Origin of the sequence: Mediterranea sp. ET5 (genome assembly GCF_023337025.1) — a bacterium.
Taxonomy (GTDB): Bacteria; Bacteroidota; Bacteroidia; order Bacteroidales; family Bacteroidaceae; genus Phocaeicola_A.
Window position 1 is genome coordinate 163,100 of the sequence record NZ_JAMBLN010000002.1, and the last position, 25,713, is coordinate 188,812.

General features: G+C 48.8%; 20 protein-coding genes. 16 read left to right on the forward strand and 4 right to left on the reverse strand.

What is annotated here, in order from left to right; translation table 11 throughout:
* Positions 1–104 precede the first annotated feature (104 nt).
* The 7 genes from M3087_RS02135 (at position 105) to M3087_RS02165 (ending at position 6,948) form a co-directional block, all read left to right on the forward strand.
* The gene (locus M3087_RS02135; protein WP_249093409.1) at positions 105–296 is read left to right on the forward strand and encodes a hypothetical protein; all 192 of its coding nucleotides are present in this window, start codon (positions 105–107) and stop codon (positions 294–296) included.
* Positions 297–307: 11 nt separating this feature from the next.
* Positions 308–622, forward strand: coding sequence for a hypothetical protein (locus tag M3087_RS02140; RefSeq protein ID WP_249093411.1), 315 nt, complete (start codon positions 308–310; stop codon positions 620–622).
* Positions 623–697: 75 nt separating this feature from the next.
* Complete coding sequence (locus M3087_RS02145) at positions 698–901, forward strand: hypothetical protein (RefSeq protein ID WP_022384515.1); 204 nt, start codon at positions 698–700, stop codon at positions 899–901.
* On the forward strand, positions 898–3,942 hold the full coding sequence (locus M3087_RS02150) for a DNA primase (protein WP_249093413.1): 3,045 nt from the start codon (positions 898–900) through the stop codon (positions 3,940–3,942). The genes M3087_RS02145 and M3087_RS02150 overlap by 4 nt, the downstream gene beginning before the upstream one ends.
* A 409-nt stretch (positions 3,943–4,351) precedes the next feature.
* Positions 4,352–5,566 (forward strand): AAA family ATPase, encoded by a 1,215-nt coding sequence (locus tag M3087_RS02155; protein WP_172774763.1) that lies wholly within the window; start codon positions 4,352–4,354, stop codon positions 5,564–5,566.
* Between the two features lie 2 nt (positions 5,567–5,568).
* Positions 5,569–6,195, forward strand: coding sequence for an RloB family protein (locus M3087_RS02160; RefSeq protein WP_241209994.1), 627 nt, complete (start codon positions 5,569–5,571; stop codon positions 6,193–6,195).
* A gap of 519 nt (positions 6,196–6,714) precedes the next feature.
* Complete coding sequence (locus M3087_RS02165; protein WP_022384507.1) at positions 6,715–6,948, forward strand: helix-turn-helix domain-containing protein; 234 nt, start codon at positions 6,715–6,717, stop codon at positions 6,946–6,948.
* A 62-nt stretch (positions 6,949–7,010) separates the two neighbouring features.
* Here the strand turns inward: M3087_RS02165 and M3087_RS02170 are convergent, their stop codons facing one another.
* The 4 genes from M3087_RS02170 to M3087_RS02185 all read right to left on the reverse strand — a co-directional run bounded on the left by M3087_RS02170 (position 7,011) and on the right by M3087_RS02185 (position 8,180).
* Positions 7,011–7,379: a hypothetical protein gene (locus tag M3087_RS02170; protein ID WP_249093415.1), complete on the reverse strand. Its 369-nt coding sequence runs from the start codon at positions 7,377–7,379 to the stop codon at positions 7,011–7,013.
* Between the two features lie 62 nt (positions 7,380–7,441).
* A complete protein-coding gene (locus M3087_RS02175; RefSeq protein WP_249093417.1) occupies positions 7,442–7,804 on the reverse strand; it encodes a DUF2958 domain-containing protein in 363 nt (120 codons plus the stop codon).
* A 1-nt stretch (position 7,805) separates the two neighbouring features.
* Entirely contained in the window at positions 7,806–7,973 is a 168-nt protein-coding gene (locus M3087_RS02180) for a glyoxalase (RefSeq protein WP_249093419.1), read from the reverse strand.
* 12 nt (positions 7,974–7,985) lie between these two features.
* Complete coding sequence (locus M3087_RS02185) at positions 7,986–8,180, reverse strand: hypothetical protein (protein WP_087250977.1); 195 nt, start codon at positions 8,178–8,180, stop codon at positions 7,986–7,988.
* Positions 8,181–8,889: 709 nt separating this feature from the next.
* Here M3087_RS02185 and M3087_RS02190 point away from each other — a divergent pair.
* Genes M3087_RS02190 through brxL form a run of 9 tightly spaced genes read left to right on the forward strand, consistent with a single transcriptional unit; the run spans position 8,890 to position 25,708 of the window.
* The gene (locus M3087_RS02190; protein WP_022384501.1) at positions 8,890–9,093 is read left to right on the forward strand and encodes a helix-turn-helix transcriptional regulator; all 204 of its coding nucleotides are present in this window, start codon (positions 8,890–8,892) and stop codon (positions 9,091–9,093) included.
* 5 nt (positions 9,094–9,098) lie between these two features.
* Positions 9,099–9,731, forward strand: coding sequence for a BrxA family protein (locus tag M3087_RS02195; protein ID WP_249093420.1), 633 nt, complete (start codon positions 9,099–9,101; stop codon positions 9,729–9,731).
* Complete coding sequence (locus M3087_RS02200) at positions 9,728–10,336, forward strand: DUF1788 domain-containing protein (RefSeq protein WP_022384499.1); 609 nt, start codon at positions 9,728–9,730, stop codon at positions 10,334–10,336. Before M3087_RS02195 ends, M3087_RS02200 begins: the two co-directional genes overlap by 4 nt.
* Positions 10,337–10,346: 10 nt before the next feature.
* The gene (gene brxC, locus M3087_RS02205) at positions 10,347–14,000 is read left to right on the forward strand and encodes a BREX system P-loop protein BrxC (RefSeq protein WP_249093422.1); all 3,654 of its coding nucleotides are present in this window, start codon (positions 10,347–10,349) and stop codon (positions 13,998–14,000) included.
* Between the two features lie 2 nt (positions 14,001–14,002).
* Positions 14,003–17,491 carry a BREX-1 system adenine-specific DNA-methyltransferase PglX gene (gene pglX, locus M3087_RS02210; protein WP_249093424.1) on the forward strand — a complete coding sequence of 1,163 codons (3,489 nt, stop codon included), beginning with the start codon at positions 14,003–14,005 and terminating at the stop codon, positions 17,489–17,491.
* A 12-nt stretch (positions 17,492–17,503) separates the two neighbouring features.
* The gene (locus M3087_RS02215) at positions 17,504–19,453 is read left to right on the forward strand and encodes an SIR2 family NAD-dependent protein deacylase (RefSeq protein ID WP_125105111.1); all 1,950 of its coding nucleotides are present in this window, start codon (positions 17,504–17,506) and stop codon (positions 19,451–19,453) included.
* A gap of 2 nt (positions 19,454–19,455) precedes the next feature.
* A complete protein-coding gene (locus M3087_RS02220) occupies positions 19,456–21,057 on the forward strand; it encodes an RNA-binding domain-containing protein (protein ID WP_204430313.1) in 1,602 nt (533 codons plus the stop codon).
* On the forward strand, positions 21,054–23,618 hold the full coding sequence (gene pglZ / locus M3087_RS02225) for a BREX-1 system phosphatase PglZ type A (protein ID WP_249093426.1): 2,565 nt from the start codon (positions 21,054–21,056) through the stop codon (positions 23,616–23,618). The genes M3087_RS02220 and pglZ overlap by 4 nt, the downstream gene beginning before the upstream one ends.
* Positions 23,615–25,708 carry a BREX system Lon protease-like protein BrxL gene (gene brxL, locus M3087_RS02230; RefSeq protein ID WP_317236687.1) on the forward strand — a complete coding sequence of 698 codons (2,094 nt, stop codon included), beginning with the start codon at positions 23,615–23,617 and terminating at the stop codon, positions 25,706–25,708. Before pglZ ends, brxL begins: the two co-directional genes overlap by 4 nt.
* Positions 25,709–25,713 lie beyond the last annotated feature (5 nt).

Consider the following 25,713-nt stretch of genomic DNA (forward strand, 5'->3'; position numbering starts at 1 on the left):
AACAAATATTTGGCTATATAAACCTTTTTATGTTATTTTGTCGATGATATAAATTGAATTATCGACTACAAAGTTAAACATTAATCATTAAACAAACAAATATTATGGCAGAAAACATGGAAAAAATCCGTCCTGCTCTTGTCGCACTCGAAGTTGGCGATGAAATCACCTTCCACATCTCCAGGCTGAAAAGCGTTCGAACCCAAGCCTCAGAGCTTGGTGCCATCTACAACCGTCAGTTCAAGACACGGACGGACAGGGAGAAACAGACCATAACCGTAATACGTACTTTGTAAATTCTGGGGTTATGCAGTTCCTTCAGTTTTTAGACCGTCTAATCCCTTATGATACATTTCTGAACGACCTTGCGGCAAGGATTGTCAAGTACCTGAAATCAGACAATGCCGATCCGGAATTTGTCAGCCAAAGAAAGGCTTATGAGATGTTCGGCCGCCGGAATGTCGAAAGATGGAGACGGCAAGGGAAAGTGATATGCTACAAGAGACCCGGCAAAGTGGAATACAGGACGGCTGACCTCCGCCTCCTGCAACGCACGGTACAGGACTATTTCGACAACACTTCTTCTGGTATAAACAGAAATAGTTTAGATGCAAAGAAATAAGAAAACAATATCAGGATATGCCTGTGCTGTAACTTATGAGACCTACGGAACTGGCATACGAAAAAAATATAGCGGATGAGAGAATTAGTGCCAACATGTGACCCGGAAGGGGTTTATTCGGTCAAGCGTACTTGCGCAGAACTGGGTGTCAGTTACAAGACGCTTAGAAAATATAAGGCCAGCGGCTTGATAAAGCCGCTTAATCCCGATAATGCCAGCCGGCCAAAATATTCCGGCCAGTCCATAATTGATTGTTGGAAACTCCTGACAACCCTATGAGAAGCGAGTCAACAATCAACAAGGTCAGGGAGCTTTCTATCGAGGATGTATTGGAGCCGTATGTCAGACTGTCAAGGAAAGGCTCGACCCTGATGGGCATTTGTCCGTTCCATGAGGAGCGGACCGGCTCTTTTTCTGTCAGTCCTGGAAAGAACCTGTTCCACTGTTTCAGCTGCAACCGTGGCGGCGATGCCATCACATTTATCATGGAGAAAGAGAACCTTTCCTTCATGGAAGCCATCGAGTTCCTGGCCAGACGGCACAATATTACTATTGAGTATGTGGAAGAGCAGGACAAGGAGATAGTTACAAAAAATCGGCACAAAGAAATGCTGCTTGCTACGCTCGGCTATGTACAAGACTTCTTTATAAGTAGTCTGCTGGCACCAGACAATGATGAAAGCCGCCTTGCCCGTGAATATGCTTACGGAAGATGGCCGGAAGAGTTCTGTTCGGTCGCAGGCATCGGGTACGCGCCGCGTGACGGAGGTGCGTTCATGGAGTTCTGCCGGACAAAAGGACTGGACGAGGATGTACTTTTCGAGCTGGGGCTGCTCCGGCGCGGAGATGACGGTCGTATGTATACCATGTTCAGACACAGGATAATGATTCCCATACGCAACAGATGGGGGCGCATCATCGCTTATACCGCCCGTTACATCGGGAACAATCCGAAAGCACCGAAATACATCAATTCGCCAAACAGTGCGATCTATGCCAAGGGAGAATGTCTGTTCGGCATAGACCGGGCGAGTCGGGAACGCAATGCGGAATACTTCATCATCGTGGAGGGTGCACCTGACGTGTTGCGTATGCAGTCAATCGGCTACGACAATACCGTGGCCGCATTGGGAACGGCATGGACGGACAGCCAGCTTGAGCGGCTGAAAAAGTACATCACTTCATTATGCTTCATCCCTGATTCCGATGTCAGTGAAGGAAAGCCCTTCGGGCCGGGATTTGAGGCGGTCATGGCAAACGGGATGGCCGCTGTCAGGAAAGGCTTCCATGTAACCGTCAGGGAACTGCCGTTTGCCGAAATCCCCGACGGTGAAAACGGCTGGAATGTGAAACCCGGAAAGAATGATGCCGACAGTTTCATTCATAGTCGGGAGGATTACACCTCATTGAAAGAAAGGCTGTTTATTGTCTGGCTGGCACAGAAAAGCTTTCTTGTTGCGGACTCTTTGATGGAAGAACGGAAATGCGTGTCAGAGATAGCCGACCTGATGCGCTATGATTACGCCACCGGGGATGACGATGAGGAGCCGTCAAGGATTTCCAACTTCATCATGGAACCGCTGTTTCACATCGAGGACGAGAACAACGGCACACGCATCTTCCGTATGCGCAACACCTATAATATATGCCGTGTCATTGAGCTGAGGGAGTCCGAATTGTGTTCGTTGAACAGCTTCCAACAGAAGGTCGGCTCCGTGGGCAACTATGTGTGGCTGGCCAAGATAGACAAGCTCAACCGTGTCAAGGAGTACCTGTATTCTAAGACAGATACGGCGGAACGTGTGCGCAAATTAGGATGGAACGCTACAGAGGGCTTCTTCGCCTTTGGGAACGGACTTCTTGCTGATGGAAAATTTCAAGCTGTGGATGACCTTGGCATTGTCCGTGGTGTCAGCGGAAAGGCGTACTACATTCCTGCCATGTCCAAAATCTACATTCATAACCCGGAGATTTTCCAGTTTGAGCGTCTGATGGTACACGAGAACCGCAACGGCATAAAGCTATACGATTATGTGAAACAACTGATGGAAGTGTTCGGCGAGAACGCCACCGTTGCTTTCTGTTACCTGCTTTCCACTTTGTTCCGCGACATCGTTTTCAAACGGACGCGCCATTTCCCTATTCTGAACCTATTTGGAGAGAAGGGAACAGGAAAGACAACGCTTGCCACTTCATTGCAGGCATTTTTTCTACACGGTGTAGACCCGCCAAACCTCGGTGTCACTTCCATACCAGCTATGAACGACCGGGTTTCACAAGCTGTCAATACACTTGTGGTGCTTGACGAGTACAAAAACGACCTCGACATCCGTAAGATAGCCTATTTGAAAGGACTTTGGGGTGGTGGTGGCCAGACGAAGAAAAACACGGGTACGGACGGTATGGCGGCGCAGACCATCGTCAGTACGGGCGTGGTGCTTTGCGGACAGGACAAACCCACTCAGGACATGGCACTCTACACCCGTGTCCTGTTCCTCGCCTTTTCCAAGACCTCGTTCAGCCAAAAGGAGAAAAGCCGCTATGAGGATTTGGTGGCCCTATGCAACTTGGGACTGACACACCTGACCATAGAGATATTGAATCACCGGGAGTTGTTCGAGAAGAATTTTGCGGATACTTACTCCATTGTGAAGCGGGAACTGGCCGCCAAGATGGAAGACGAGACGATACATGACCGAATTTTCGGCAACTGGGTGATTCCCTTGGCCACGTTCCGCACATTGGAGACCGTGTTGGATGTACCGTTTAACTATACAGACTTGTTCGATACCGCCGTCAAGGGTATGCGCGTCCAGAACGAGCTTGCCCAGGAAAGCTCCGAAGTCGCCGACTTCTGGAACATGCTGCAAGGTTTCCAGACGATGGGCAAATGTGTGGAGAAGGCGCATTACCGCATCCGTTACCTGAAAAGTTTCCGTCCGCTGGCAGCCAAGGAAGAAATCGAGTTCATGGAGGCCCGTCCCATTCTCTACCTGAACATGGCAGCCGTAGCCTCCCTATTCAATAGCCGTAACCAAAATGCCACGGCCAACCGCTCTAACTGGTCAACCATCATGTCCTACCTCAAATCGCATCCGTCATTCCTTGGGCTGAAGCAGGACAGGTTCACGATACTGTTGCCAAATGGTCTGCCGGATTACACGATAGAGATGTCAGGCGGCGAACAAGTCAGGAAAGTCAAGGTCAACCGTCCGAAAGCGTTGTGTTTCGACTACTTACAGTTGAAGGATATGTTTGGGCTTGACCTTGAAACGGAAATGGTTCAAGACGAGATGGATTTAGCAAATGAGGTCTCATGAAATGAAACAGTTCATTATTCCTCATCTTGCTTTATAATCCATGAACCGTCTTTGCGACCGCCTTCCCTTGATATGATGCCTAATTCTTGAAAAGTTGTAATGTCACATTTGTCTTTAGGGACATTTCAGATATGGTTAGGCCTTTATTCTCACGGATTAAACCTAACGCAATCATCTGACGTTCAGTTATTTCTTTCGTGACATGCTTTTGTCCTCTAATATGTAAGACAAGTTTTACTATTATAAGTTCAGGCTGTTTTACTGCAAAATACCCGGTTGGCCCAATGCTGAATAGTTCAAACTAAGGAAATAAATCAATTTAGTAGATATGAAAATCCAGCTATCTTTACCAAATACGGAAGAAAACTTGTATATTTGCAAAAAATCAGCAAATAACAAGGTTAAATATATGATTCTCGAATTTTGTGTCAGCAATTTCCTGTCCATAAAGGATGAACTTAAACTATCCTTTGTGGCCACTACCCTAAAGGAATCCCTTTCGGAACCTAATGATGTCATTCCGCTTTCCGACATGGGATTGTCACTCGTGCGCAGTGCGGTGATTTACGGGGCGAACGCTTCAGGAAAAACGAATGTATTGAAGGCCATCGCTTTTTACAAGCGTTTCATCATGGATTCGTTCAAGAACAGCCAGGCTGGCGAAAGCATAGACGTGGAGAACTTCCGCCTGAACATTTCCACCGCCCATGAGCCGACCACGATGGAGGCCACCTTCGCCGTCGGTGAATACATCTACCGTTACGGCTTTGAGGTAGCCCCCAAAGCTATACATGCCGAATGGCTTTACCGCCGTATGAACAGGAAACGTGCCAAAGAGGTAGAGATATTCTACCGCGAAGGGGAAACAACCACCGTTCATGCTAAAAGCCCGTTGATACAGGATTTGGTCAACAAGAAAATGGTTCGCGGCAACGCGCTTCTTCTCTCCACTGCCGCCCAGTTCAACGAAACGACCGCCGTCAATATCCTGCATTGGCTTGGCGACACACAAGTCCTGTTCTGTAGCGAGGACGAGAAAATGTGGTCGCAAGCCATCAGGCATCTGGACGATGAAAAGATGCGTGAGCGTATAGTTCGTTTCGCCAAATATGCGGATTTGGGCATAGACAACATAGCCAAGATTGACAACCGCATCGTAAGCAGCCATCGTCAGTACGATGATGAAGGAAAAGCGACCCATAATGTAGCCTTTTCGTTTAACGGAAACGAATCCGAGGGAACCATCAAATATTTCTCCTTGGCATATCCTATCATAGATGCGCTGGACAATGGCAAACGTCTGGTGGTGGATGAGCTTGACTCCAAACTCCATCCGTTGCTTGTGCGCAAGATTATCACGCTTTTCAACTCGGCGGAGACAAATCCCAAAGGAGCGCAACTGCTGTTTACCACTCATGACACGTTCCTGCTCAGTGCAGGTCTGTTCCGCAGAGACCAGGTATGGTTCACTCAAAAGGATAGTTTCGGCGCGACAGAAGCCTATTCGCTGGCCGAGTATAAAGTGCGTGGCAGTTCACCCTTCGAGCGGGATTACCTGCAAGGTAAGTTCGGTGCCACGCCCATTATAGGTGATATGGAAACAATATTTACGGCGGAGGGATGACCATGGGAAAGACAAAAAAGAAAGACCATCGTTCCGCTTCATTGACACGCCGCCAAAGCACGAGAGAAGTAAAGCAGTCGTTTCTCATCGTATGTGAAGGTGTCCGCACGGAACCGGATTATTTCAAGGCCTTCAGAATGACCGCCGCCACGGTAAAGGCGGTAGGCCAGGCAATGAACACGACCAGTCTTGTGAGCAAGGCCATTAGTATCCGTGACGCCGACCAAAAGAAGAAGCGGACTTATGACCAGTGCTGGGTAGTGTTCGACAAGGACGATTTTCCTGCAAAGGACTTCAATGAAGCCATTACACTGGCCGAAAAAAACGGTTTCAAGGTGGCCTATAGCAACCAGGCGTTTGAATATTGGTTCCTGCTGCACTTCAATCTCTACAAAGGGGCGTTGCACAGGAACAGTTATGCCGACATGCTGTCAAGGCTTTCAGGAATACCCTATTCCAAGACGGAAGGATTCGGGGCTATTATGTATAACCGATTGCTCCACTTGCAGTCGCAGGCCATTAAGAATGCCTCTGCCGTTCTTGCCGATGTCTCACATGGTAATCCGGCTATGGAAGAATCTTCCACTACCGTACATCTGTTGGTAGAAGAATTGAACAAGTTTATCTGATTATGCTCGTTAAGGTCATCCTATGGATGGCCTTTATTTATGGCATATTTCAAAATATAATCTGCACACATTTCAGGATTGACGTTGTTGACAAGATACAAGTTGCATCGTATCAGTTACTTGCATCAAAAACGATGCGTTGACAAACGTTGACAAGCGTTGACGCTTTTGAAAATCCTATGAATTTTGTAGCCAATGGTTGACAAAAACACACGTATCTATATTTATTCTTATTTCTATAAGAAAAAAGATAAAGTATTGAATAATAAGCATTTCTGGTAAGCTGTATAATCAAGTTTGTACATTGGCTTTCTTGTCAACCTTGTCAACGCTGAAATATATATGCCTATCTGTTTTTTAGATTTTTGTCCCATTGCCATTTCATGTAAAGATGATTACCTTTCTGAACAGACGGACACATATTCCCTGAAAATCCTACAAACTACGTGGTATTCCCATGTTTAACCTGTTTCATTTTGATTTTCAGCATTGTATCTTTAATGCCAAAACAAAGTGGATATGGATATATGCAAACATTTTTCAGAGATAAAGCCGGAACAGTCGTATTCGGTAAGCGATGCGGCGCGTTTCCTCGGCATACACCGGTGTACCATCTATGATTACATTACCCATACGGAAAGGCCGTTGCCGTTCTTCCGGATGCAGGACAACCAGAGAATACAATTCCGTGGTGATGACCTGATTGCCTACAAGACTGCCGGCCTCCCGAAGAAAGGGCGCAAACGGAGATAGGATGAAAATTTCATAGCCTGCCACACCAATAGAGATATAGCAGGCCATGTTTGTATTCGTGGTCAATCTGCCAGCCCCCTGACCGCTTCAAGCAGCTTACAGACCATACCCTCCGCCGCTTCCATGTTGGCCAGTACATCCTTCATTCGGTAAGGTGCGCCATTTTTGCCGTGTCCGTTACCGTCCAGCCATAGATAGGCTTCCGAATCAGCGTCAAAACCCTCGTAATACTCTTCCATATCGCTTACCAGACTTTCAAGGCTGCGTCCTTGCATCGTGGCAGAAAAGAAGAAATCTTGTCCGGCAGGAGTGAATTGGGAAAACTCAAAAATGACGATATTCTTGTCCTGATGCTTCTCTGCATCCACATGCCATCCGTTTGCCTCTGCACATTGGATGACTTCCTTTATAATCTTGTTTCTCGTTCGCATGGTTATTGATGTTTATGTCAGCCGTGGCACTCGGTTGATTGCACCACGGCTGACGGGTTATTTTAATGTTCAAATCTGGCTAAGAACTGTTGCAGACGGAAGTCCTGCAAGTTCTTTAACGGCGTAGGAGTAAAATTCTCCTGTAGCCTTACTTGTAGCTTACCCAAGCCTTGTGCCGTAAGGTCAAGCTCCACTTCCGACAATTCGTTAAGAGAGATATAGCCGTATTCGTCCTCCGCAAGTCCTACCACGATGCCAAAGAGGATAGTGTCGTTCTCTTCTCTCTCACCTTCAAGGATGAACCAGCGTACCGCTCCAAGAGCGAAGATAGCACGGCAAACCGCTTCTTTTCCCTTGCCGTCCTGGGAATAAAGGGGATAGCCTTCCAAGGCTTCCTCCAACCGGGGTGTCATCAGTCTGTTCATATCAGTCAAATTCTATTTCGTCGTCATACACTTCTATTTCCGCTCCGCTGCTGAACTGCACGATAAAGCCTTTTGCAGTCCTGCCCACAATCGTTCCGCTATGGTAGCCACGCCACGGTGTGACCAGTTCGCATTGCTGCCCGTATTCGGGAAAATCTGTTTCATACATAATTGAAAAGTTTTAGATGGTTGCTTGATAGTAAATTCTCAGTTCAGCGGAAACATTGTAGATGTAGCTGCCACAACGTACCAACAGGCAGTCCTTGCCGTAGTACAGCCGTTTCATGCCCCTGACGCTTCCGCTTTTGTGGAAGTTGGGAAAGCGGTCTATGCCCACTCTCCGGCCTTGCTCGATAGTCATTCTTCTTGTCCGCATAAATTCTTGTTTTTAAGAGTTGGTGAAATCTGATACTTTTCCCTTTTGTGAAGCTCCTTTGAGCTTCTTGGCCGGGAATACCGTTTTACGTGCAAATGGCCACTGCGGACACAAGGGAGAATAAGGCAAGTATGAGGCCGGAGAGTGCGGACGGAATACCCCAATTTTGGAGGGACGAGAAAATTTGCGGAAGGCTTCCGTCAAGCCCTCCTGCCGAAAGCCCATGGCGGTGCTTGACATTTCTCCCGTCCGCAGTAGTTTTGCACGGTAAAACGTACCCGGCTAAGATGCCCAAAGGTGGCTAAGAAAAACTCCATAAAGCAAGTCCTATTCATAGGATAGCATCCCTGTCCAATCTGTTTTCCAAATACCGTTGCCATTGTGAGAGCCTGCGAAATGGAATGTAGTGGAGTCTTGCAGGCTCTCTCTATAGCAACGGATTGGGACACCCAAACCGTTGTAAATTCCTGTCAGACGAACTTGCTTGGTGTCATTGACACGGAGTAAGTCGGATGGCTTTATCCATAAGACAGAAGAAGTCCGCAAAATGTTATTGACTGCAGTTTCGGGAAAAGAAACAAGAAGTAGCGAGTGATAGATAATTGACGAAATTAGCATTTTCTTGATTGATTCAGATGTTTCTTTCCAATATTAGAATGTTCTTGTAGTAATTTTATTATCTTTGTAGCCATATACATACTGATGCAATATGGAAAATAAAGACTTAAATCGGTTGAAGGTGGTGCTTGCCGAAAAAAAACGTACCAATAAATGGCTGGCAGAGCAGTTAGGCAAAGACCCGGCAACCATTTCAAAGTGGTGTACCAACAGTGCACAACCCAACTTGGAAACCCTCATCGAGATTGCCAAATGCCTCGGTGTGACAGTAAATGATTTAATACGCCAGGAATGATTTGTATGCAAAAGAACAATAGTCCATATACTTCCCTGACGGGATGCACGTTTCTCTATTATGAGTTCAAACGCATCCTTCCCGTCCTAATGAGTGCGGATGCTGAAAGGCTGTTGAAGGAAGAGGTTGAAAACAACCAGATCCTTCAAGTCAATTCCCGCACCTCGCGCCAGCGTTTTGCTGTGGAATTCAAGCGGCGTTATGCAGCCGTACCGGCACAATTCTGGAGAGAATGGCAGCATTGGAGCGAAGCAGGGCAAAGGGCTGGCCTGTTTTATGCCATCCTGAAAGCCTATAAGCTCGTATTTGACTTTCATGTCAATGTGGCCATGAAGAAGTGGAACTCCATTGACCATAAGCTCACGGCTGACGACATACAGATGGAGTTCAACGAAATCTCCGCGCACGATGCTTTTGTGGACGGCTGGTCGGCTGCCACGAAAAAGAAATGTGCCAGCTGCTATCTGACCATCCTGCGGCAGACCGGACTGCTGCAGGAGAAAACGGACGAGCTGACTCCGGTCAGGCCCTGTCCGGAAGAATCGGCTTATTACATCCATACGGGAGAGGAATGGTTTCTGGAAGCCTGTTTCCTTTATCCGTATGAGATTAACGAAATCAAATCCCATTTGCCATGAAGAGAATGACCGTAGACGAGTTGTATGAGTATCTTTGTTCGCCGCTGTTCCTCGACGAGAAGAGCGGCAACATCTTCTACAACTATTACATATACCAGTATCCTGCCAGCCAGGAATACGAGATGCGCCGGCAGATACAGGAGTTCAAGCAGAAGCTGGAGCGTCCCACCAACTTTGTCAACGCCCTGGTGCTTGACTTGTTTCGCGTGTTCTGCGAGTATCTCCAGAATGAGAAGTTCGGCGACACGTCGTTGCTGGAAGACACGTTCGAGGGCGACAGGCTCCATCCCGACATGGTGACCACGGAACTGACTTCGGAGGCGAATTCCGACAACTTCATCCGCTTTGTGCGCGATAAGATTGAAGCCCACATGGCTCTGAACGACGGCTACAACAAGCCTTACGTGTTCATCCACGGCATCGGCAAGATGTTCCCTTACCTGCGTACCAACGTGTTTCTCACCCGGTACGAGAAATACAATGATACCTCGCGGTATAAGATTATCCTCTTCTATCCGGGACATCAGGAGGGAAATTCCTTCAGTCTGTTCGACATACTGGAGGATTCCCATACCTACCGTGCCATCTTATTAGTCAACAAATAACGCTTCCGATATGAAATTCAAAGAACTATATTCAAAAGGTCTCGACCGCAAAGTTAATCCGGCTGTGTCGGCATCCGACCTCAGTGAAGATACCGTGATGACTGAAATCGTGGAATACGTGTTCACCGAAGAAATCGTCATCAACCTCTATGACATTCTGGTCAATATCCGCCAGAACCAAGGCAGCCACGTAGGCATTTGGATTAACGGCTATTTCGGTACGGGTAAGTCCCACTTCCTGAAATATGTCAGCTACTGCCTCAATGCCCATTACAGCGAAATGGCTTTCATGCGTCTGGAAGAAGCCATCGAGGAAATCATGCGCAATTCCAATGGCATGACCAAGCTCGACGACCACGGCGTTTCCCTTTCTGAAATCCAAGCGTTGAAGAAATGGTATTCCACACAGGCCGATGTGCAGATGGTGATGTTCAACATCGGCGACGTACACGATGCCAACGCCAACCAGGCCCAGGCATTCACCACCATCTTCTGGAACCAGTTCAACGCGCAGCGTGGCTACAATTCGTTCAACCTCGCTTTGGCGCAGTATCTGGAAAAGGCGTTGGACGATGACGGCAAGTTCGGCGAGTTCAAGGATTATCTGAAATCCAAAGGTTATGATTGGGAACGTAACATCTCACGTTTTGCCGCCGGACGGTTAGACCTGGCCTTGCAGATGGCCAAGGAGGTAGACCCCACGCTGGCTACAGATGTTATTCGTACCAAAATTCTAAACAACGACATCAACGTATCTGTGGAATCGTTTGCGGCGGAGATGAAGGAATATATTGACGCCAAGCACAACCACAACTTCCGCTTGCTCTTCTTCGTCGATGAGGTGAGCCAGTTCATTGGCGAGCACCGCGACCTCCTGCTACAACTCCAATCGCTGGTCAAGCGGTTGGAAGAAGTCTGCGAGTCGCGGGTATGGATAGCCTGCACCGCCCAACAGACACTGGAAGAGGTGGTGAGCCACGTGGGCGGCAGCACCACCAACCCGGAGGATGAGGTCGGAAAGATTCTCGGACGTTTCGAGGTACGCGCTTCCCTGCAAGGCACTTCGCCGGAATATATCACGCAGAAGCGTATCCTCGACAAGAAAGGCGAAGCTGAAGTGATGCTGGCCGACATGTATGCGAAGGACAAGGCCAAGCTCGACGCGCAGTTTGTCCTGCCCAGCACCTACAAGACCTATCGCGACAAGGACAACTTCGTGGCCTACTATCCGTTCGTACCCTATCAGTTCCAGCTCATCAAGAAGGTACTCGACTCCTTCGAGACCATGAACTATGTAGACAAGCAGGTGAAGGGTAACGAGCGTTCGCTCATCAACATCACCTATTCTATTGCCCGTGAAACCCAGGATATGGAGGTGGGCGAGTTCATTCCGTTTGACAAGTTCTTTGGCGCTATGGTACAAGGCTCCATGCAGCACCTGGGGCAGCGGGCTTTCGAGAACGCGCGCCAGGCACTCGATGTCATCGAGGACGAGAAGAAACAGGCGTTCTACCGCCGCGTGGTCTATATCCTCTTTATGATATGTAACTTGAAGGAGGAAGACAAGCAGCAGTTCTCCGCCACCATCGACAATGTGGTCACCCTGCTCATGTCGAAAGTGGATGCCAGCAAGGCGGCCATCAAGCAGGAAGTGTCTGCCGTCCTGGCCTATCTCATCGACAAGGCCGTCATCCGGAAGGTGAAGACCGACGCAGGCAGCGAAATCTACGAGTTCTTTACCGAGGAAGAGTCGAAGGTGGCCCAGATTATCAAGAACCAGCAGGTGGACAGCAACACCTACAGCGACGAGCTGCGCAATATCTTCTTCGCCCATTTCGGCAATCCGTCCAACAAGGAGCAGTTCGCCACCCGTTCCTTCACGGTGGGCATCAGCATCGACGGACGGAATTACCTCAGTAATAATGCGGACATCCAAGTGGACTTCGTGACAACGGCCAGCACGGACAACCCCGACCTGTATGCCTTCAGCCTGAACAACAGTCCGCAAGGCACCCACTTGGTGTTCTTCCTTTACCCGTTGTTCAAGGAGAACCAGGAACTCCGCGCCAACTTCCTTTACTATTGCCGGGTGCAGCGGTTCGCCCAGGAGCCTGCCATCAGCGAGGAACGCCAGCGCACCAAGGAAATCTTCAAGCAACGTGCCAAGGAACTTTACGAAAAGGAAATTAAGCCCCAGTTCCAGCAGATGCTCGACACCTGTCCCGTCATCTCCTGCGCCAACGCCCTCTCGACTTCCGAGACGGGAACGGCACGGAAGGCCGAGCGTTACAAGACTCTACTCGCCCGGCACATGGAGATGCTTTATCCATTCGCCAAGCTCGCCGACAACAGGGAAGTGCCGCGCACCAACTCCGAACTGTCCGCCAAAATACTTCGCCCGATAGATCCGGGTCTGCTTGTGACACCCACTGCAGCAGAGGAGAAGGTGAAGAACTGGCTCGACCGCCAGCCGCACGATGTCACTGTGGCCGATGCCTTGCGCCAGTTTGCCCGTGTGCCTTATGGCTGGAGCGACTTCGCCACCATCTATTTCCTGAACGAGTTGGTGCGCCGCCATCTCTATGCCTACAACTACATGGGCAACCCCAACGTGAGCCGTGAGGACACGGCCCGGAACATTGTGCGCGATGCCGCGAAGTTCACCGTAGAACGGGCCAAGGCCATCTCGCAGGAACTGCTCAACGCATTCATCGAGGCGTGGAAGCACATCTTCAACGTGGTCTCCGTGAAGGGCAGCAACGACAGCACGGAGCTGTTCCGGGCTTGCAAGGAGACCGATGACAGTGCACTCAACCAGCTATTGAAGAACTATCGCGACCTTTCACGTAAAATCAACGGATGCCCCTTCGCGCATACCATCGACGAGGCCATTATGCTGATGGAGCAATGGCTCACGGTGCGCGACCCTCAAAAGTTCTTCGAGACCATCATTGCCGCCCGTGACGAGGCCGCCCGTCTGTTCGACCGCTGCAAGAGTATCAACATGTTTTACGGCGAACAGTTCGACCGCTACAACGGGGTGTGCAAGTTCATTGACGACAACCGCGACAACTTCGACTTTCTTCCTGCTGAGGGACAAGAGGCTGTCGCCGCCCTGCGTGCCATCCACACTGATGAAGAGCCTTGGACGAAGATGCCTGCCTACATTAAGATGAGAAAGGCCATAGAGGCACAACTGCAGCAGAAACGCAAGGAATTGGTGGAAACCGTCACTGCCCGCTACAACGCCGTGTTCGACGAACTGGAGAAGTATGCCAGAGAAATGCACGTGAGCCGCGACAAATTTGCCCGTCGCGATACCACCATTTCCCTTAATACGGGCACTAACAACTTCTATGCCCTGCAGGCCAATGCCGATACGTCGTCTTTCTACGAGGAACAGATGCACCGCATCAATGCCGCCATTCCTTCGAAGCCCTATACGCCTTCGATACCGCCTGCCAATGGAGGCGGCTCGGTACACGATGACGGCGGACAGCCAGCACCTCCACAGCCCAGGCCGCGTGTGCGGAAGATTGTCCGTTTGAACACGCACACCACCGAGCCGATGCACACCGAGGCCGATGTAGACCGTTACTTGCAGTCGCTCAAGGCGCAACTGATGCGGTATATCAATGAAGACAACGACATTATAGTAAGCTAAGCATGGAAACGAACAAACTGAAACGCTTCGCAACCGAAGCACGCAATATATTGATGCAGGGAGTGGTACACCGCTTCACAGCACTCGGCTTCCAACCGGACGGCACGCCCGTGGAAGAGCCGCAACTGTTGGGCGGCGGCGCCACCTTCATGGGCGACACCGTGACAGAAGATTTCTACCACAAGTGGCAGTCACTGGCCGCTGCCATCCGTCGGCATGGACTGAAAGACGTGGCGGAAGAAGCCGCCTACACGTGGTTCAACCGCCTGATGGCCATCCGCATCATGACCAAGAACGGACTGATACCGCCCGTGCTCCAGTACGAAAGTCCCGGTGTCTACGTGCCGCTCATCGTGAGCGAGGCGCGGCAGGGACGCTTGCCGCAGATGAGCGAGGAAGAGCGGAGCCGACTGATGCCGCTGCTCGACGACGACGGCCGGACGGCGGAGCAGTTCAGCCTGCTCATCGTGGCCTTCTGCCATGCCACGCCCATCCTCCACCGCTGCTTCGGCCACATCGCCGACTACACCGAGCTGTTGCTGCCGACCAACATCTTGGCCGAGGGTGGCTTCGTGGACCTCATCAACCACACGGACTTCATCGCTGAGGAGGACTACCGCTCCAGCGAGCTTATCGGTTGGCTCTACCAGTTTTATATCTCTGAGCGCAAGGACGAGGTGTTTGCCGCGAAGGGGAAGTTCACCGCCAGCGAGATTCCTGCCGCCACGCAGATATTCACGCCGGGCTGGATTGTGAAATACATGGTGCAGAACACCGTGGGTCGCATTTATCTGGACAACAATCCCTACGAGACGGAAGTAGCACAGGACTGGAAATATCTGGTGAATCCCTCTGAGCCTACCCCGAACGACCTTATCTTTCGTTACGATGACCTGACCGACCTGCGCCTGGCCGACCTGGCCTGCGGTTCCGGCCACATTTTGGGCGAGATGTTCGACATGCTCTATACATTATATATTAATGAAGGTTACAGCCGCCGCGAGGCCATCGAGCACATCTTCCGCCGCAACCTGACGGGCATAGACATCGACACCCGCGCCAAGCAGCTGGCGCAGTTCGCCCTGCTGTTGAAGGCCTGCCAGCGTGATGCCTCCTTCGCCGACTGCCACTGCATGCCGCGTGTGCTGGATATGCCCAAAGCCGGACTGCCCTTGCCGGCAGATACCCGTTTGGCAAACGAGATTGAAGCTATCAACAAGACGCTGGTCGATGCCGACACTTTGGGCAGCATCATGAAGTTCAGCCTCTCTCCGGCGGCCCGTGAATGGGTAGCTTCATTGGGAGAAGAGAACGAAGCGGCGCAGTTGGTGCTGGCACTGACGGAAAAGTACGCGGCATTGGTGATGAATCCTCCCTATATGGGTGGTGGCAATATGAATGCCGTGTTGTCTAACTATGTGAAGAAGAACTATCCTGAAGGTAAAGCAGATTTGGCGACCGTCTTTGTAGAAAGGATGCCGCAACTCTTGCAGAAAAACGGACGATATAGTTTTATCATACCGCCATCGTGGATGTTTCTCAGTACGTTTGAGGGCTTGAGAAAGCAAATCATAGAACATCAGACGATTGACTCGCTCCTGCATCTCAGTCGGGGTGTCTTTGGGGCTGACTTTGGCGCATCATCGGCTGTGATAGTCAATGCAGAGAGCAAGGAGGCATACGGTACGTATTTCCGATTGATTGAACGCACGTTCCAAGAGTTCGACCAAAAACATCTTCGTATGCTCTTTGAGCAAACATTGGCAGACCATGACTTTAAATACAACTTTAAGGAATACACAAAGGATGTTATTTCTCTGCCTTATTCTGAGGAAGGAAATCGCATCTACTATCCCCACGTCTCCCAACAGAACTTCGAGAAGATTCCGGGATGCCCGATTGGGTATTGGGTGAGTGAAAAAGTATTGTATGCTTTTAGAGAAGAAAATCTTATATCAAATAAAGCAATTGCACGTTCTGGCTTTTCAACAGGGGATAATAGTAGATACATAAGATTTTGGACAGAAGTATCTTTCAATAAAATAGGTTTAGAACTATCAAACAATGAAGAGTATAGAGCTTCTGATTTTAAGTTTGTGCCATTTACCAAAGGAGGAAGTTATAGAAAGTGGTATGGAAATAATGATTCTATAGTTGATTGGACTAATCCTGAATCAATGCATCGCCCACGTACAACATACATGAATTTGTATTTTAAGCCAGCTATTACATGGAATGCAATATCTTCAGGAAATTTTAGTAGTCGGTATTATGGAAAGGGATTCTTATTTGAGCATGCTGCTGCAAGCTTGTTTGTTAATAACAAATATAACAAAGAAGATTTTTTGGCTTTCTTAAATACGAATGTGTTTAATTATATTTTGAGAATCCTCAATCCAACACTAAATACTGGTGCAGAAGTTGTATCTTCTATACCTATTATAATAAATGAGGGAAGTTTCATTGATATAGTTCAGCAAAACATCTCTATCAGCAAATCCGACTGGGACGCTCACGAAACCTCTTGGGACTTCCAAGAGAACGAACTTGTCCGCCTCAGCAAGGAGCAGGGCGAAGGTTCGCACCGCCTGTCCGACCTGATGGATGCCTATCGGGAGCATTGGACGGAGCAGTTCCTTCAGCTTCATGCCAACGAGGAGGAGCTGAACCGCCAGTTTATCGAGATATACGGCCTGGAGGATGAACTGACGCCCGACGTGCCGCTGGAGGAAATCACCATCCTGCAACAAGGAGAGATATACATTGAGAACGGGCAAATTGTATGGCAAAATGATGTTATCGTGAAACAGCTTATCAGCTATGCCGTAGGCTGTATGCTGGGCCGCTATCGTCTTGACAAGCCCGGTTTGCACATAGCCCATCCTGAACCTACAGCTGAAGAAATAGCTGCTTATACCTTCAACGGAAAGCAATGGAGCATTGACGAGGACGGCATTTTGCCGTTGATGCCCAGCGATACAGACTTTGCAGATAATGTCACGGTGATGTTCAAGCGTTGGCTCGTGGTGGCCTTCGGCGAAGATACCTTGGTGGACAATCTCAACTGTGTGGAAGCCGCCTTGGGCAAGAGTCTTGACGACTATTTCGTGAAAGACTTCTGGAAAGACCACAAAAAGATGTACCAGAACCGCCCCATCTACTGGCTGTTCTCCTCAAAGAAAGGTGCTTTCCAATGCCTTGCCTACATGCACCGTATGAATGCCTACACAGCAGAGCGCATCCGCACGAAGTACCTGTTGTCCCATATAGAGTGGCTGGTACAGCAGCAAACCGAGATGGAAGCCAACGCCGCCAACCTCAATGCTCGTGAGCGCAAGCGGTTGGACAGCATCACGCGGCAGATAGCAGAGTGCCGCGAGTATCACGACCGCCTGCACACCGTGGCCGATGAGCAGATAGCTTTCGACTTGGACGATGGTGTGGTGGTGAACTATGCCAAGTTCGGAGATGTGTTGGCGAAATTGAAATAAATAGGAAAAAGTATGTTTGAAGAGCTTATCTCATTAGTTAGACGCGAACAAGTATCGCTATTTATAGGCGCTGGTTTCTCTAAGGAAGCCGGTGCCCCATCTGTTTGGGATCTCCAAAAGTCTATTTTAGAAAGAATTTACGATACAGAAAAAAGAAAATCCCATGAAAATGATAGTCTTGCTGATTTATCAAACTTTTTTGTTAATGAAATCCATTTAGGCAGTAGGAATCCGCTGATGAGGATATTGAGAAAGGCTTTTGATTTTGAGCCTACATGTATGGATGACCATAATTTGTTAGCAAAGATTCCACACTTTAGAAGAATCTTTACTACAAATTATGACACCCTACTAGAAGATTCTTATGCAAAGAATGATGTTTGCGTGGTCAGAAATGATGCTGATTGTGCTTATATGAATAAGCCTTTTACCGTTGTAAAAGTCCATGGAGATTTTACAGATCCTGATTCGGTAGTTATTACTTCCGATGACTATAAACAGTTTTTTACTGCCAGTAAAAATCCGATAATGTGGGATTTGGTAAAGACGGAGTTTGCAACAAAGAATATTCTATTTATTGGATATAGCCTTGAAGACAATAACATACTTGACATAATCCAAAAGGTTTCAGATGCACAAGGAAACAATCAAAATGAAATGTTTTTAATTGCTCCAGGCATTTCACCAGAAAAGCAGGAAAAGCTGAAAGAATTGAAGGTGCATTATTTTGATGCCGTAGCCAATGTTTTTTTGACGCAACTTATAGAGGAGTTGAAAGAGCATATTACTGAGGACTTCAAAAATAAATATATTTCCGGAGAAACTTGCACACGATTCTTAAAATCCTATCAGATTCTTCCCACAGTTCAAACTCCTGTTCAAGGAAATAATGCCATAAAAAATGTAGAATCGACAACCGAAAAGCCGTTGCTACATCAAATACAGATGTCTGTTAAGGCTGAAATTGGTGAAAAACTGAAAAATCTCGATTTTGAAAAGGATGGAGAACTTGTATCGAATCAATTCTTCCCACAAAGACCTTGTTTTAGAATTGCGGGAGAAAATCTACTGAAATGTCAACACCTTGTTAATGGCGTAGTCCTCACAAGTGATATTAAAGAAATTCTTGTTTCTCCTGTTGAAAAAAAATTTGATTTAACTTTCCAAATTCCATCGAGAGACTTTCTTGAAACAGTTACGGCAAAGGTTTATCTTTTGAACGATAAAGCGATAAGATTCTATGTTGATTGCGACGTTTATTTTATGAGAATAGAACTTCATGTTTTTCAAGAAGGTTCTCCTGCAACAGTTACATTTAATTTTGACTTCAAGAAACAATATAAGAATAACGATAATGCTATAAAGTGGATAGAGGTGCCATGTGCTTTATTTGCAAATGAAGCTTTTATTATTCAAGAGCTTTCAAAATTTCCATTAAATTTAACAAGTCCACTACAAAGTCTTGAGGATAATAATTATGAATGTTTTAAACGGTATTACAAAGATATAAAACGAATAGAACTGGCTATCGGAAAAAAATTCAAAGTCTATAATGAATGTACCGAACAAAGTTGGCGGATTGCAGCATACATATGTTCATATCTGTACCGAGAACCCATAAATGTTCGTTGTGATGATAAAGATGGACTCAATTTTTCTACGAAAACAGAAAAAGGAGGAGAACTTATTGAATCATTCAAAGTAAATGACCATATTTCTATTGTAACAACAGACGAAAGGGTATTTAAGTATGAATTGAATAATCGAACCTTTAATATTCCATTTGGATATAGAATACTTAATTCTTGCCAAATTACAAATATTCAAAAAGAAGAGAATGGTCTAATTTTTATAGAGTTTCACTACGATAGACCAACATTTTTGTTACTACTTTCAGGAAAATCTATGTCTGAAGAGTTCCCAGACATGAAACCATTGGATGCAATAATTAAAATGAATTGATTATGACAACAGAAGATATACTACGGCTCAGAGACCTCGGTGAAATAAGCAAGGTGCAGTTCAAGGAACGCATCTTGGACAAATATGACATAGGCTGCGAACTAGTTGCTATGAGTAATTATCGCGGAGGTCAGCTTGTAATTGGCATCAATGACAAGACAGGGGAATTTAACCCCTTGTCGTATGCTGAGGTGCAAGAAACGACCAACATGCTCGGCAATATCGCTTCGGAAAATGTCGTTCCAAGCATCTTGCTCGATATTGACACGGCTCAAGTGGAAGGCGGCAGCGTGGTGGTGGCTACCATCAAAGAGGGAAACAACAAGCCTTACCACGACAATAAAGGCATAGTCTGGATAAAGAACGGTGCAGACAAGCGCAAGGTGTTTGATAATGCTGAACTGGCGGAGATGATGTCCGAATGTGGCAGTTTCGCTCCGGACGAAGCGGTGGTGAAAGATGCTACGCTGGACGACTTGGATGAAGACACTCTCAAAGTATTCCTGCAAAACCGCTTTTCCATTGTATTGGAAAAGAAAGGTCTGGTCGGCGACGCTTTCCATGAGGCTTCTCTTGACGACATAGCCAATGCCATTGCCAAGGGACATGACCTGAACAAACTGATGCGTAATTTGCGATTTATTCGTCCGGACGGAAGTCTGACCGTAGCCGCCATGCTGCTGTTCGGTAAATACACCCAGCGTTGGCTGCCGGTCATGACGGCTAAGTGCATCAGTTTTGTCGGGAACCATATAGGCGGCAAGCAATTCCGTGACAAAGTGAACGATGCGGATATGGAGGGAAACCTGCTGCATCAGTTTGAAACCATCATGGCTTTCTTTACCCGGAATCTTAAAAACGTACAGGTGGAGAAAGAATTTAATTCGTTGGGCAGGCTTGAAATTCCTTATAGCAGCCTGGTTGAGTTTGTGGTCAATGCCCTTGTTCACCGCTCTCTGAACTGGAATGCACCTATCCGTATATTCATTTTTGACAACCGGGTGGAGATACACAGTCCCGGCATCCTGCCCAACGGCTTGCAAGTGGAAGACATAACCAACGGCACCTCCATGCCCCGTAACAATTTCCTTTTCAACAATGCCATCTATCTCCTGCCTTATACGGGAGCTGGTACGGGTATCCAGCGTGCCTTGGAAGATGGACTGCAAGTAGAGTTCAAGAATGACGAAAGGACACATGAGTTTTTGATTACGATAAAAAGGAATCCTAATTTAGAGGCGGACTCTGACACTATCCTTAGCAGAAACGAGGCTACCCCTGACACTATTCCCGGCAAAAACGAGACTACCCCTGACACTTTTGATGTGACCCCTGACACTCGCCCTGGCAAAAATGAGGCTACCCCTGACACTTTTGGTGTGACCCCTGACACTCGCCGGATGAAACTCACTCCCAAGCAAAAGGATGTGGTCAATTATTGCAACGTACCTCGTAGTAGTCGTGAAATACTTGAAAGAGCCGGGGTAAGTTATCATAGCAAGAATATCCAAACTTATATTACGGACTTGGTTGAAGCAGGGTATTTGGAAAGAACAATACCAGAAAGACCTTCCGACATGAACCAAAAATACCGGAAGAAATGAGCGCGATAGACAAAATATACAATTACTTTGATAGAGAGCCTGACTTGAAAGTCCTCTTTATCTTTAATGACGAGTTCCTGGCCGACGAGCTTCGCGAGGTGCAGTGGAAGGAAGGCTACCGCTTTGTGGACTTCCAGGGGGATTGGTTCACTGTGAAGTACAATCTGGACAACGCCTGGGCCGATGACCGGGTGGTGTTATACTTCCATCAGGAGTCCCCTTTGCAAAAGAAATCGTTGAGGGAGAATTTTCCGCTGCTCGACGTGCTGACGGCCAATATGGAATACAAAAGCCAAGATTATACCGCCTTTATGCAACAGTACGGATTACCCGACACGGACAAGCCGATGATGCGCTTTGTGGAAAGGAACATCATGGCGTTGCAGTCGGAAAGGATGCTGCGCCTGTTCGCCCCCTATTACCAGGACCGGAGCATCACGACCGACAAGCTGGTCCGAGGATTCATCAGCAGCTACATGGGCGTGCAGCGCATCCTGGAATGGGATGCTATCCTTTTGCGCGTCATCTTGTTGGGACGGGACGCGGAGCAACAGAAGCGGACGGACTTCTTCGTGAAGCTGCGCAAATGCAAGGATGCAGTCGAAGCCTTAGGACGGAAGCTGACAGACATTTTCGGCACAACCATCGATGACAATACGGAAGAAAAAGTGGCTGATGTGGTGAAGGTGTTGAAATACAACGCTATCGTGCAGAATCTTGCCCCCGTGGCAGCGGATAACTATAAGCAATGGCGCATAGACAACACCCTTGCCCTGCAACAGATGAACCGCCTCTTGGAACTGGCACTCAGTCAGGAAAAGACGGCGGACGCGCTGTTGGAGGTGATGGACGAACTGGGCGATGCCGTCCGCGATGATGAACTGATACGCTGGTACGGAACGGACGCCAACTACTATTTCGTGCCGCCACGCCTCTGCCAGCCCATCGTGGCCGGACTGCTCAAGGATAAGATGGAAACCGAGCCGGAGGCGGTCATCAGACGGATAGAAGACCTGATGCTGAAGCTGAACGGACGCGGCATGACGGCAGCGGCCATGGACTATTGCCTGACCGTGGCGCAATACTACCAGAAAGCATTGGCACTCGGCTCGCTCACGCTCAACACGCCCAACGAATACGTGATGCGCTATCAGGAGGATTATTACGTGTTGGACCAGCTTTACCGGCAGGCCACCGAACAGTATTTCAAGGTGGACCCTTCGTGCGGATTGTTCCCCGACATCCAGCAGGCCAAGCACAGTCTTGACCTGCATTACAGCAAGCTCAACAACCGCATGAATCAGGAATGGACTCGCTGCATTCAGGAAACCGGAGGCATGGGCGGAGTACACCTGTCCCGTCAGCAAGATTTCTATGAGAAGCGCATCCGGCCCATGCAGAAGAAAGTGGCCGTCATCGTGAGCGACGCCCTGCGCTACGAGGTGGCGCAAGAACTGATAGGCGAACTGGCCCGGTCCAAGCATGTCGCCACGCTGAAAGCCATGCTGGCCATGCTGCCCACGGAGACCAAATACGGCAAACCGGCGCTTTTACCCCACCGGGAGCTGAAACTCTATGGACAAGAGGACAGTCAGAATATGTCAGTAGACGACCATATACTGAGCACCACCGAAAAACGCTCGGAACACTTGCAAAGATACAAGGACGGAGCCATCTGTGTTCCGTTTGAAACCGTAGCGGAATACAACCAACAGAAGAACCGCGAGATATTCAAACATCCGTTGGTGTATATCTTCCACGACACGATAGACAAGGCCGGACACGACGGTACGGCCAAGCAAGTGACGCAGGCATGCCGGGAAGCCATCAACGAACTGGCCACGATGATTCCCAAAATCCTCGCAAGCTACAACGTCACGGAAGTGTATGTCACCAGCGACCACGGTTTCCTGTTCAATGACATCAACTTTGCGGAAAAAGACAAGCACAAGATAGAAGAGGAAACCATTGAGCGCAGCACCCGTTACTATCTGACCCGCTCGGATGCCGAAGCCACGGGGATGGTGAAGTTTCCGCTCAGTGAAGTGTCGGGTATCTTGAACGGAAGCGATGTGTATGTGGCCGTGCCGCAGGGAACGAATCGCTTGGCGGCACCTTCCGGGGGATATATGTTCACGCATGGCGGAGCTTCCATGCAGGAACTAATCATACCTATTATAATATGTCATCAGGAGCGCGATGACAACAAACAGCCTGTGGGGGTGATGGTGCTCGACCGCAAACTGTCCATCCAGGCATCCCGGCTGCGCTTCAAGCTGTTGCAGACGGAGGCTGTTTCCATGGACATGAAGGAAAGATACATCCGCGTGGCCTTGTATCACAACGACGAGCCGGTCACACCTGTCAAGGATATCCTGCTGGACAAGACCGACCCGTCGCTGGACAACCGGAAGATTCAGGTGGACCTGACCTTGAACCGGAACGTGGACGCCAAGGTGCTCCAACTGAAAGTGTTTGACGCAGCGGACGACCTGAATCCGCTCATCAAAGAAAATGTGACGAACAATACCTTAATTGAAAACGATTTTGACTTTGAATGATGGAACTGCAGCAAAAGATATTAGATGCCTTCATCGGCAAGGTGGTGCGGAAGGATCTGGCTTTCCTCGTGAAAGGCGGACTACCGGTACCCACCTACGTGTTGGAGTATCTGCTGGGACAGTATTGCGCCAGCGATGATGAAGAAATCATCAACGACGGACTGGAGAAAGTCAAGCAGGTGATACGAAACAATTATGTACACCGGGCGGAGGCGGAAAGCATCAAAGGCGTCATCCGCGAGCATGGCAAGCACAGGGTAATAGACAAAGTAACCGTCACCCTCAACGAGCGGAGCGACGAGTACAACGCTACCTTTGCCAATCTCGGCCTGTCGGGAGTGCCCATCGGGACGGAGTATGTCCGCAAGAATCCCAAACTGCTGTCGGGCAACGGCGTGTGGTGCATTGTCACCATCGGCTATGTGTCAGGCGAAGAGGTCAAGGTACGTTGGGAGATACAGAACCTGAAACCCATACAGATTTCCCACATCGACCTGGAAGGATACATCGAGCAACGCCGGAACTTCACCACGGAGGAATGGCTGGACTTCCTGATGCACACGGTCGGCCTGAACCCGGAGGTGATGAACCGCCGCGAGAAATTCATCACGCTGGCACGGCTGTTGCCTCATGTGGAAAACAATTACAATTTTGTGGAGCTGGGGCCTAAAGGCACGGGTAAGAGCCACGTGTTCCAGGAACTGTCGCCCTACGGTGTGCTGGTCAGCGGAGGTGATGTAACCTCTGCCCGGCTGTTTGTCAAGATGCAGGGCAACAAGGAGATATTGGGACTGGTGGGCTACTGGGACGTGGTAGCATGGGACGAATTTGAGCAGCAGAAAGGCCGCAACGTGGATGCCGTGCTGATAGACACCATGCAGAACTACCTGGCAAACAAGTCGTTCAACCGTGGCAAGGGAACGCATGAAGCCAGCGCATCGATGGTGTTCGTGGGAAACACCAAGCACACCGTGCCGTATATGCTGAAAAACTCACACCTGTTTGAGTCCATTCCCACGTCTTTCATCAAAGGAGCCTTCCTTGACCGCATCCACCTGTATAATCCCGGATGGGAAATCAGGATTCTGAAGAAGAACAGCTTCTCAACCGGATACGGGCTGATAACGGACTACATAGCCGCCGTGCTGCACGAGTTGCGGAATGACGACCGTACATCGGCGTTGAAAGAATATGCGCGGTTTGACGGCTCGCTGTCTGAACGCGACCATCTGGCCATCCGCAAGACTTTCTCCGGATTCAGCAAGTTGCTCTATCCAGACGGTCGGATGACCGATGAGGAAGCACGGGAAATCATAGACTTTGCCACCGAGGGGCGCAAGCGTGTGAAGGACCAGCTGTATGCCATTGACGAGACTTTCAATGCAGAGCCTGCAAAGTTTGTCTACACCTGGTTGCCCACGGGAGAAAGCGTGAAAGTGGAAACGCTGGAAGGCTTGGAGTTTGATTCTCAAAATGCCACGAGCCAAAATCAAGACAATGCCCATCCGTCTTCGGAGCAAGAGCAAAAGGCAGGCATGGAGGGAACCACATCCGAAACATCATCCTCTACCACCAAGGGAAAACGTCCCCGTATTCCTGCTTTGACTTCCAAGGTCATCACCATCCGCGAAAACCAGGGCGGCATCACCTATAAGGGACTCTTTGGCGACTATCTGCGCACGGCCAAGGAAATCAGGCTGACCGACCCGTTTATCCGTCAACCCTACCAGATAGACAACTTGGTAGACTTTATCCAGATGGTGCGTGACGTGACATCCGTGCAGGACACCATCAAGATTCACCTAAGTACACAGAACGAGGACGATGAGAAGGTGGCGGAAGTAATAGACAGCTTCAACGACCTGGCCGATGAACTGCTGCCCCTGGGCATTGAGTTCACCTACGACTTCAAGGCCGACCACGACCGCATGATACAGACCGACACGGGATGGACCATCACTTTGGGGCGCGGACTGGACATCTATGAAAAGTTCGGCCGTTTCTCCCTAAGTCGGGCCAACCAGCAGAACCGCCGTTGCAAGGCATTCAATGTGTCCATCAACCATACCCAAAACGAAACCAATAATTGAACAAA

Bases quoted from the DNA above. Each gene is read 5' to 3' on its own strand.
- brxC (WP_249093422.1), top strand. From the start codon at position 10,347: ATGAAATTCAAAGAACTATATTCAAAAGGTCTCGACCGCAAAGTTAAT.
- M3087_RS02185 (WP_087250977.1), bottom strand. From the start codon at position 8,180: ATGCGGACAAGAAGAATGACTATCGAGCAAGGCCGGAGAGTGGGCATA.
- M3087_RS02215 (WP_125105111.1), top strand. From the start codon at position 17,504: ATGTTTGAAGAGCTTATCTCATTAGTTAGACGCGAACAAGTATCGCTA.
- M3087_RS02180 (WP_249093419.1), bottom strand. From the start codon at position 7,973: ATGTATGAAACAGATTTTCCCGAATACGGGCAGCAATGCGAACTGGTC.
- M3087_RS02220 (WP_204430313.1), top strand. From the start codon at position 19,456: ATGACAACAGAAGATATACTACGGCTCAGAGACCTCGGTGAAATAAGC.
- M3087_RS02140 (WP_249093411.1), top strand. From the start codon at position 308: ATGCAGTTCCTTCAGTTTTTAGACCGTCTAATCCCTTATGATACATTT.
- pglX (WP_249093424.1), top strand. From the start codon at position 14,003: ATGGAAACGAACAAACTGAAACGCTTCGCAACCGAAGCACGCAATATA.
- M3087_RS02200 (WP_022384499.1), top strand. From the start codon at position 9,728: ATGAAGAGAATGACCGTAGACGAGTTGTATGAGTATCTTTGTTCGCCG.
- M3087_RS02145 (WP_022384515.1), top strand. From the start codon at position 698: ATGAGAGAATTAGTGCCAACATGTGACCCGGAAGGGGTTTATTCGGTC.
- M3087_RS02190 (WP_022384501.1), top strand. From the start codon at position 8,890: ATGGAAAATAAAGACTTAAATCGGTTGAAGGTGGTGCTTGCCGAAAAA.
- M3087_RS02135 (WP_249093409.1), top strand. From the start codon at position 105: ATGGCAGAAAACATGGAAAAAATCCGTCCTGCTCTTGTCGCACTCGAA.
- M3087_RS02155 (WP_172774763.1), top strand. From the start codon at position 4,352: ATGATTCTCGAATTTTGTGTCAGCAATTTCCTGTCCATAAAGGATGAA.
- M3087_RS02170 (WP_249093415.1), bottom strand. From the start codon at position 7,379: ATGCGAACGAGAAACAAGATTATAAAGGAAGTCATCCAATGTGCAGAG.
- brxL (WP_317236687.1), top strand. From the start codon at position 23,615: ATGATGGAACTGCAGCAAAAGATATTAGATGCCTTCATCGGCAAGGTG.
- M3087_RS02160 (WP_241209994.1), top strand. From the start codon at position 5,569: ATGGGAAAGACAAAAAAGAAAGACCATCGTTCCGCTTCATTGACACGC.
- M3087_RS02175 (WP_249093417.1), bottom strand. From the start codon at position 7,804: ATGAACAGACTGATGACACCCCGGTTGGAGGAAGCCTTGGAAGGCTAT.
- M3087_RS02195 (WP_249093420.1), top strand. From the start codon at position 9,099: ATGCAAAAGAACAATAGTCCATATACTTCCCTGACGGGATGCACGTTT.
- M3087_RS02150 (WP_249093413.1), top strand. From the start codon at position 898: ATGAGAAGCGAGTCAACAATCAACAAGGTCAGGGAGCTTTCTATCGAG.
- M3087_RS02165 (WP_022384507.1), top strand. From the start codon at position 6,715: ATGGATATATGCAAACATTTTTCAGAGATAAAGCCGGAACAGTCGTAT.
- pglZ (WP_249093426.1), top strand. From the start codon at position 21,054: ATGAGCGCGATAGACAAAATATACAATTACTTTGATAGAGAGCCTGAC.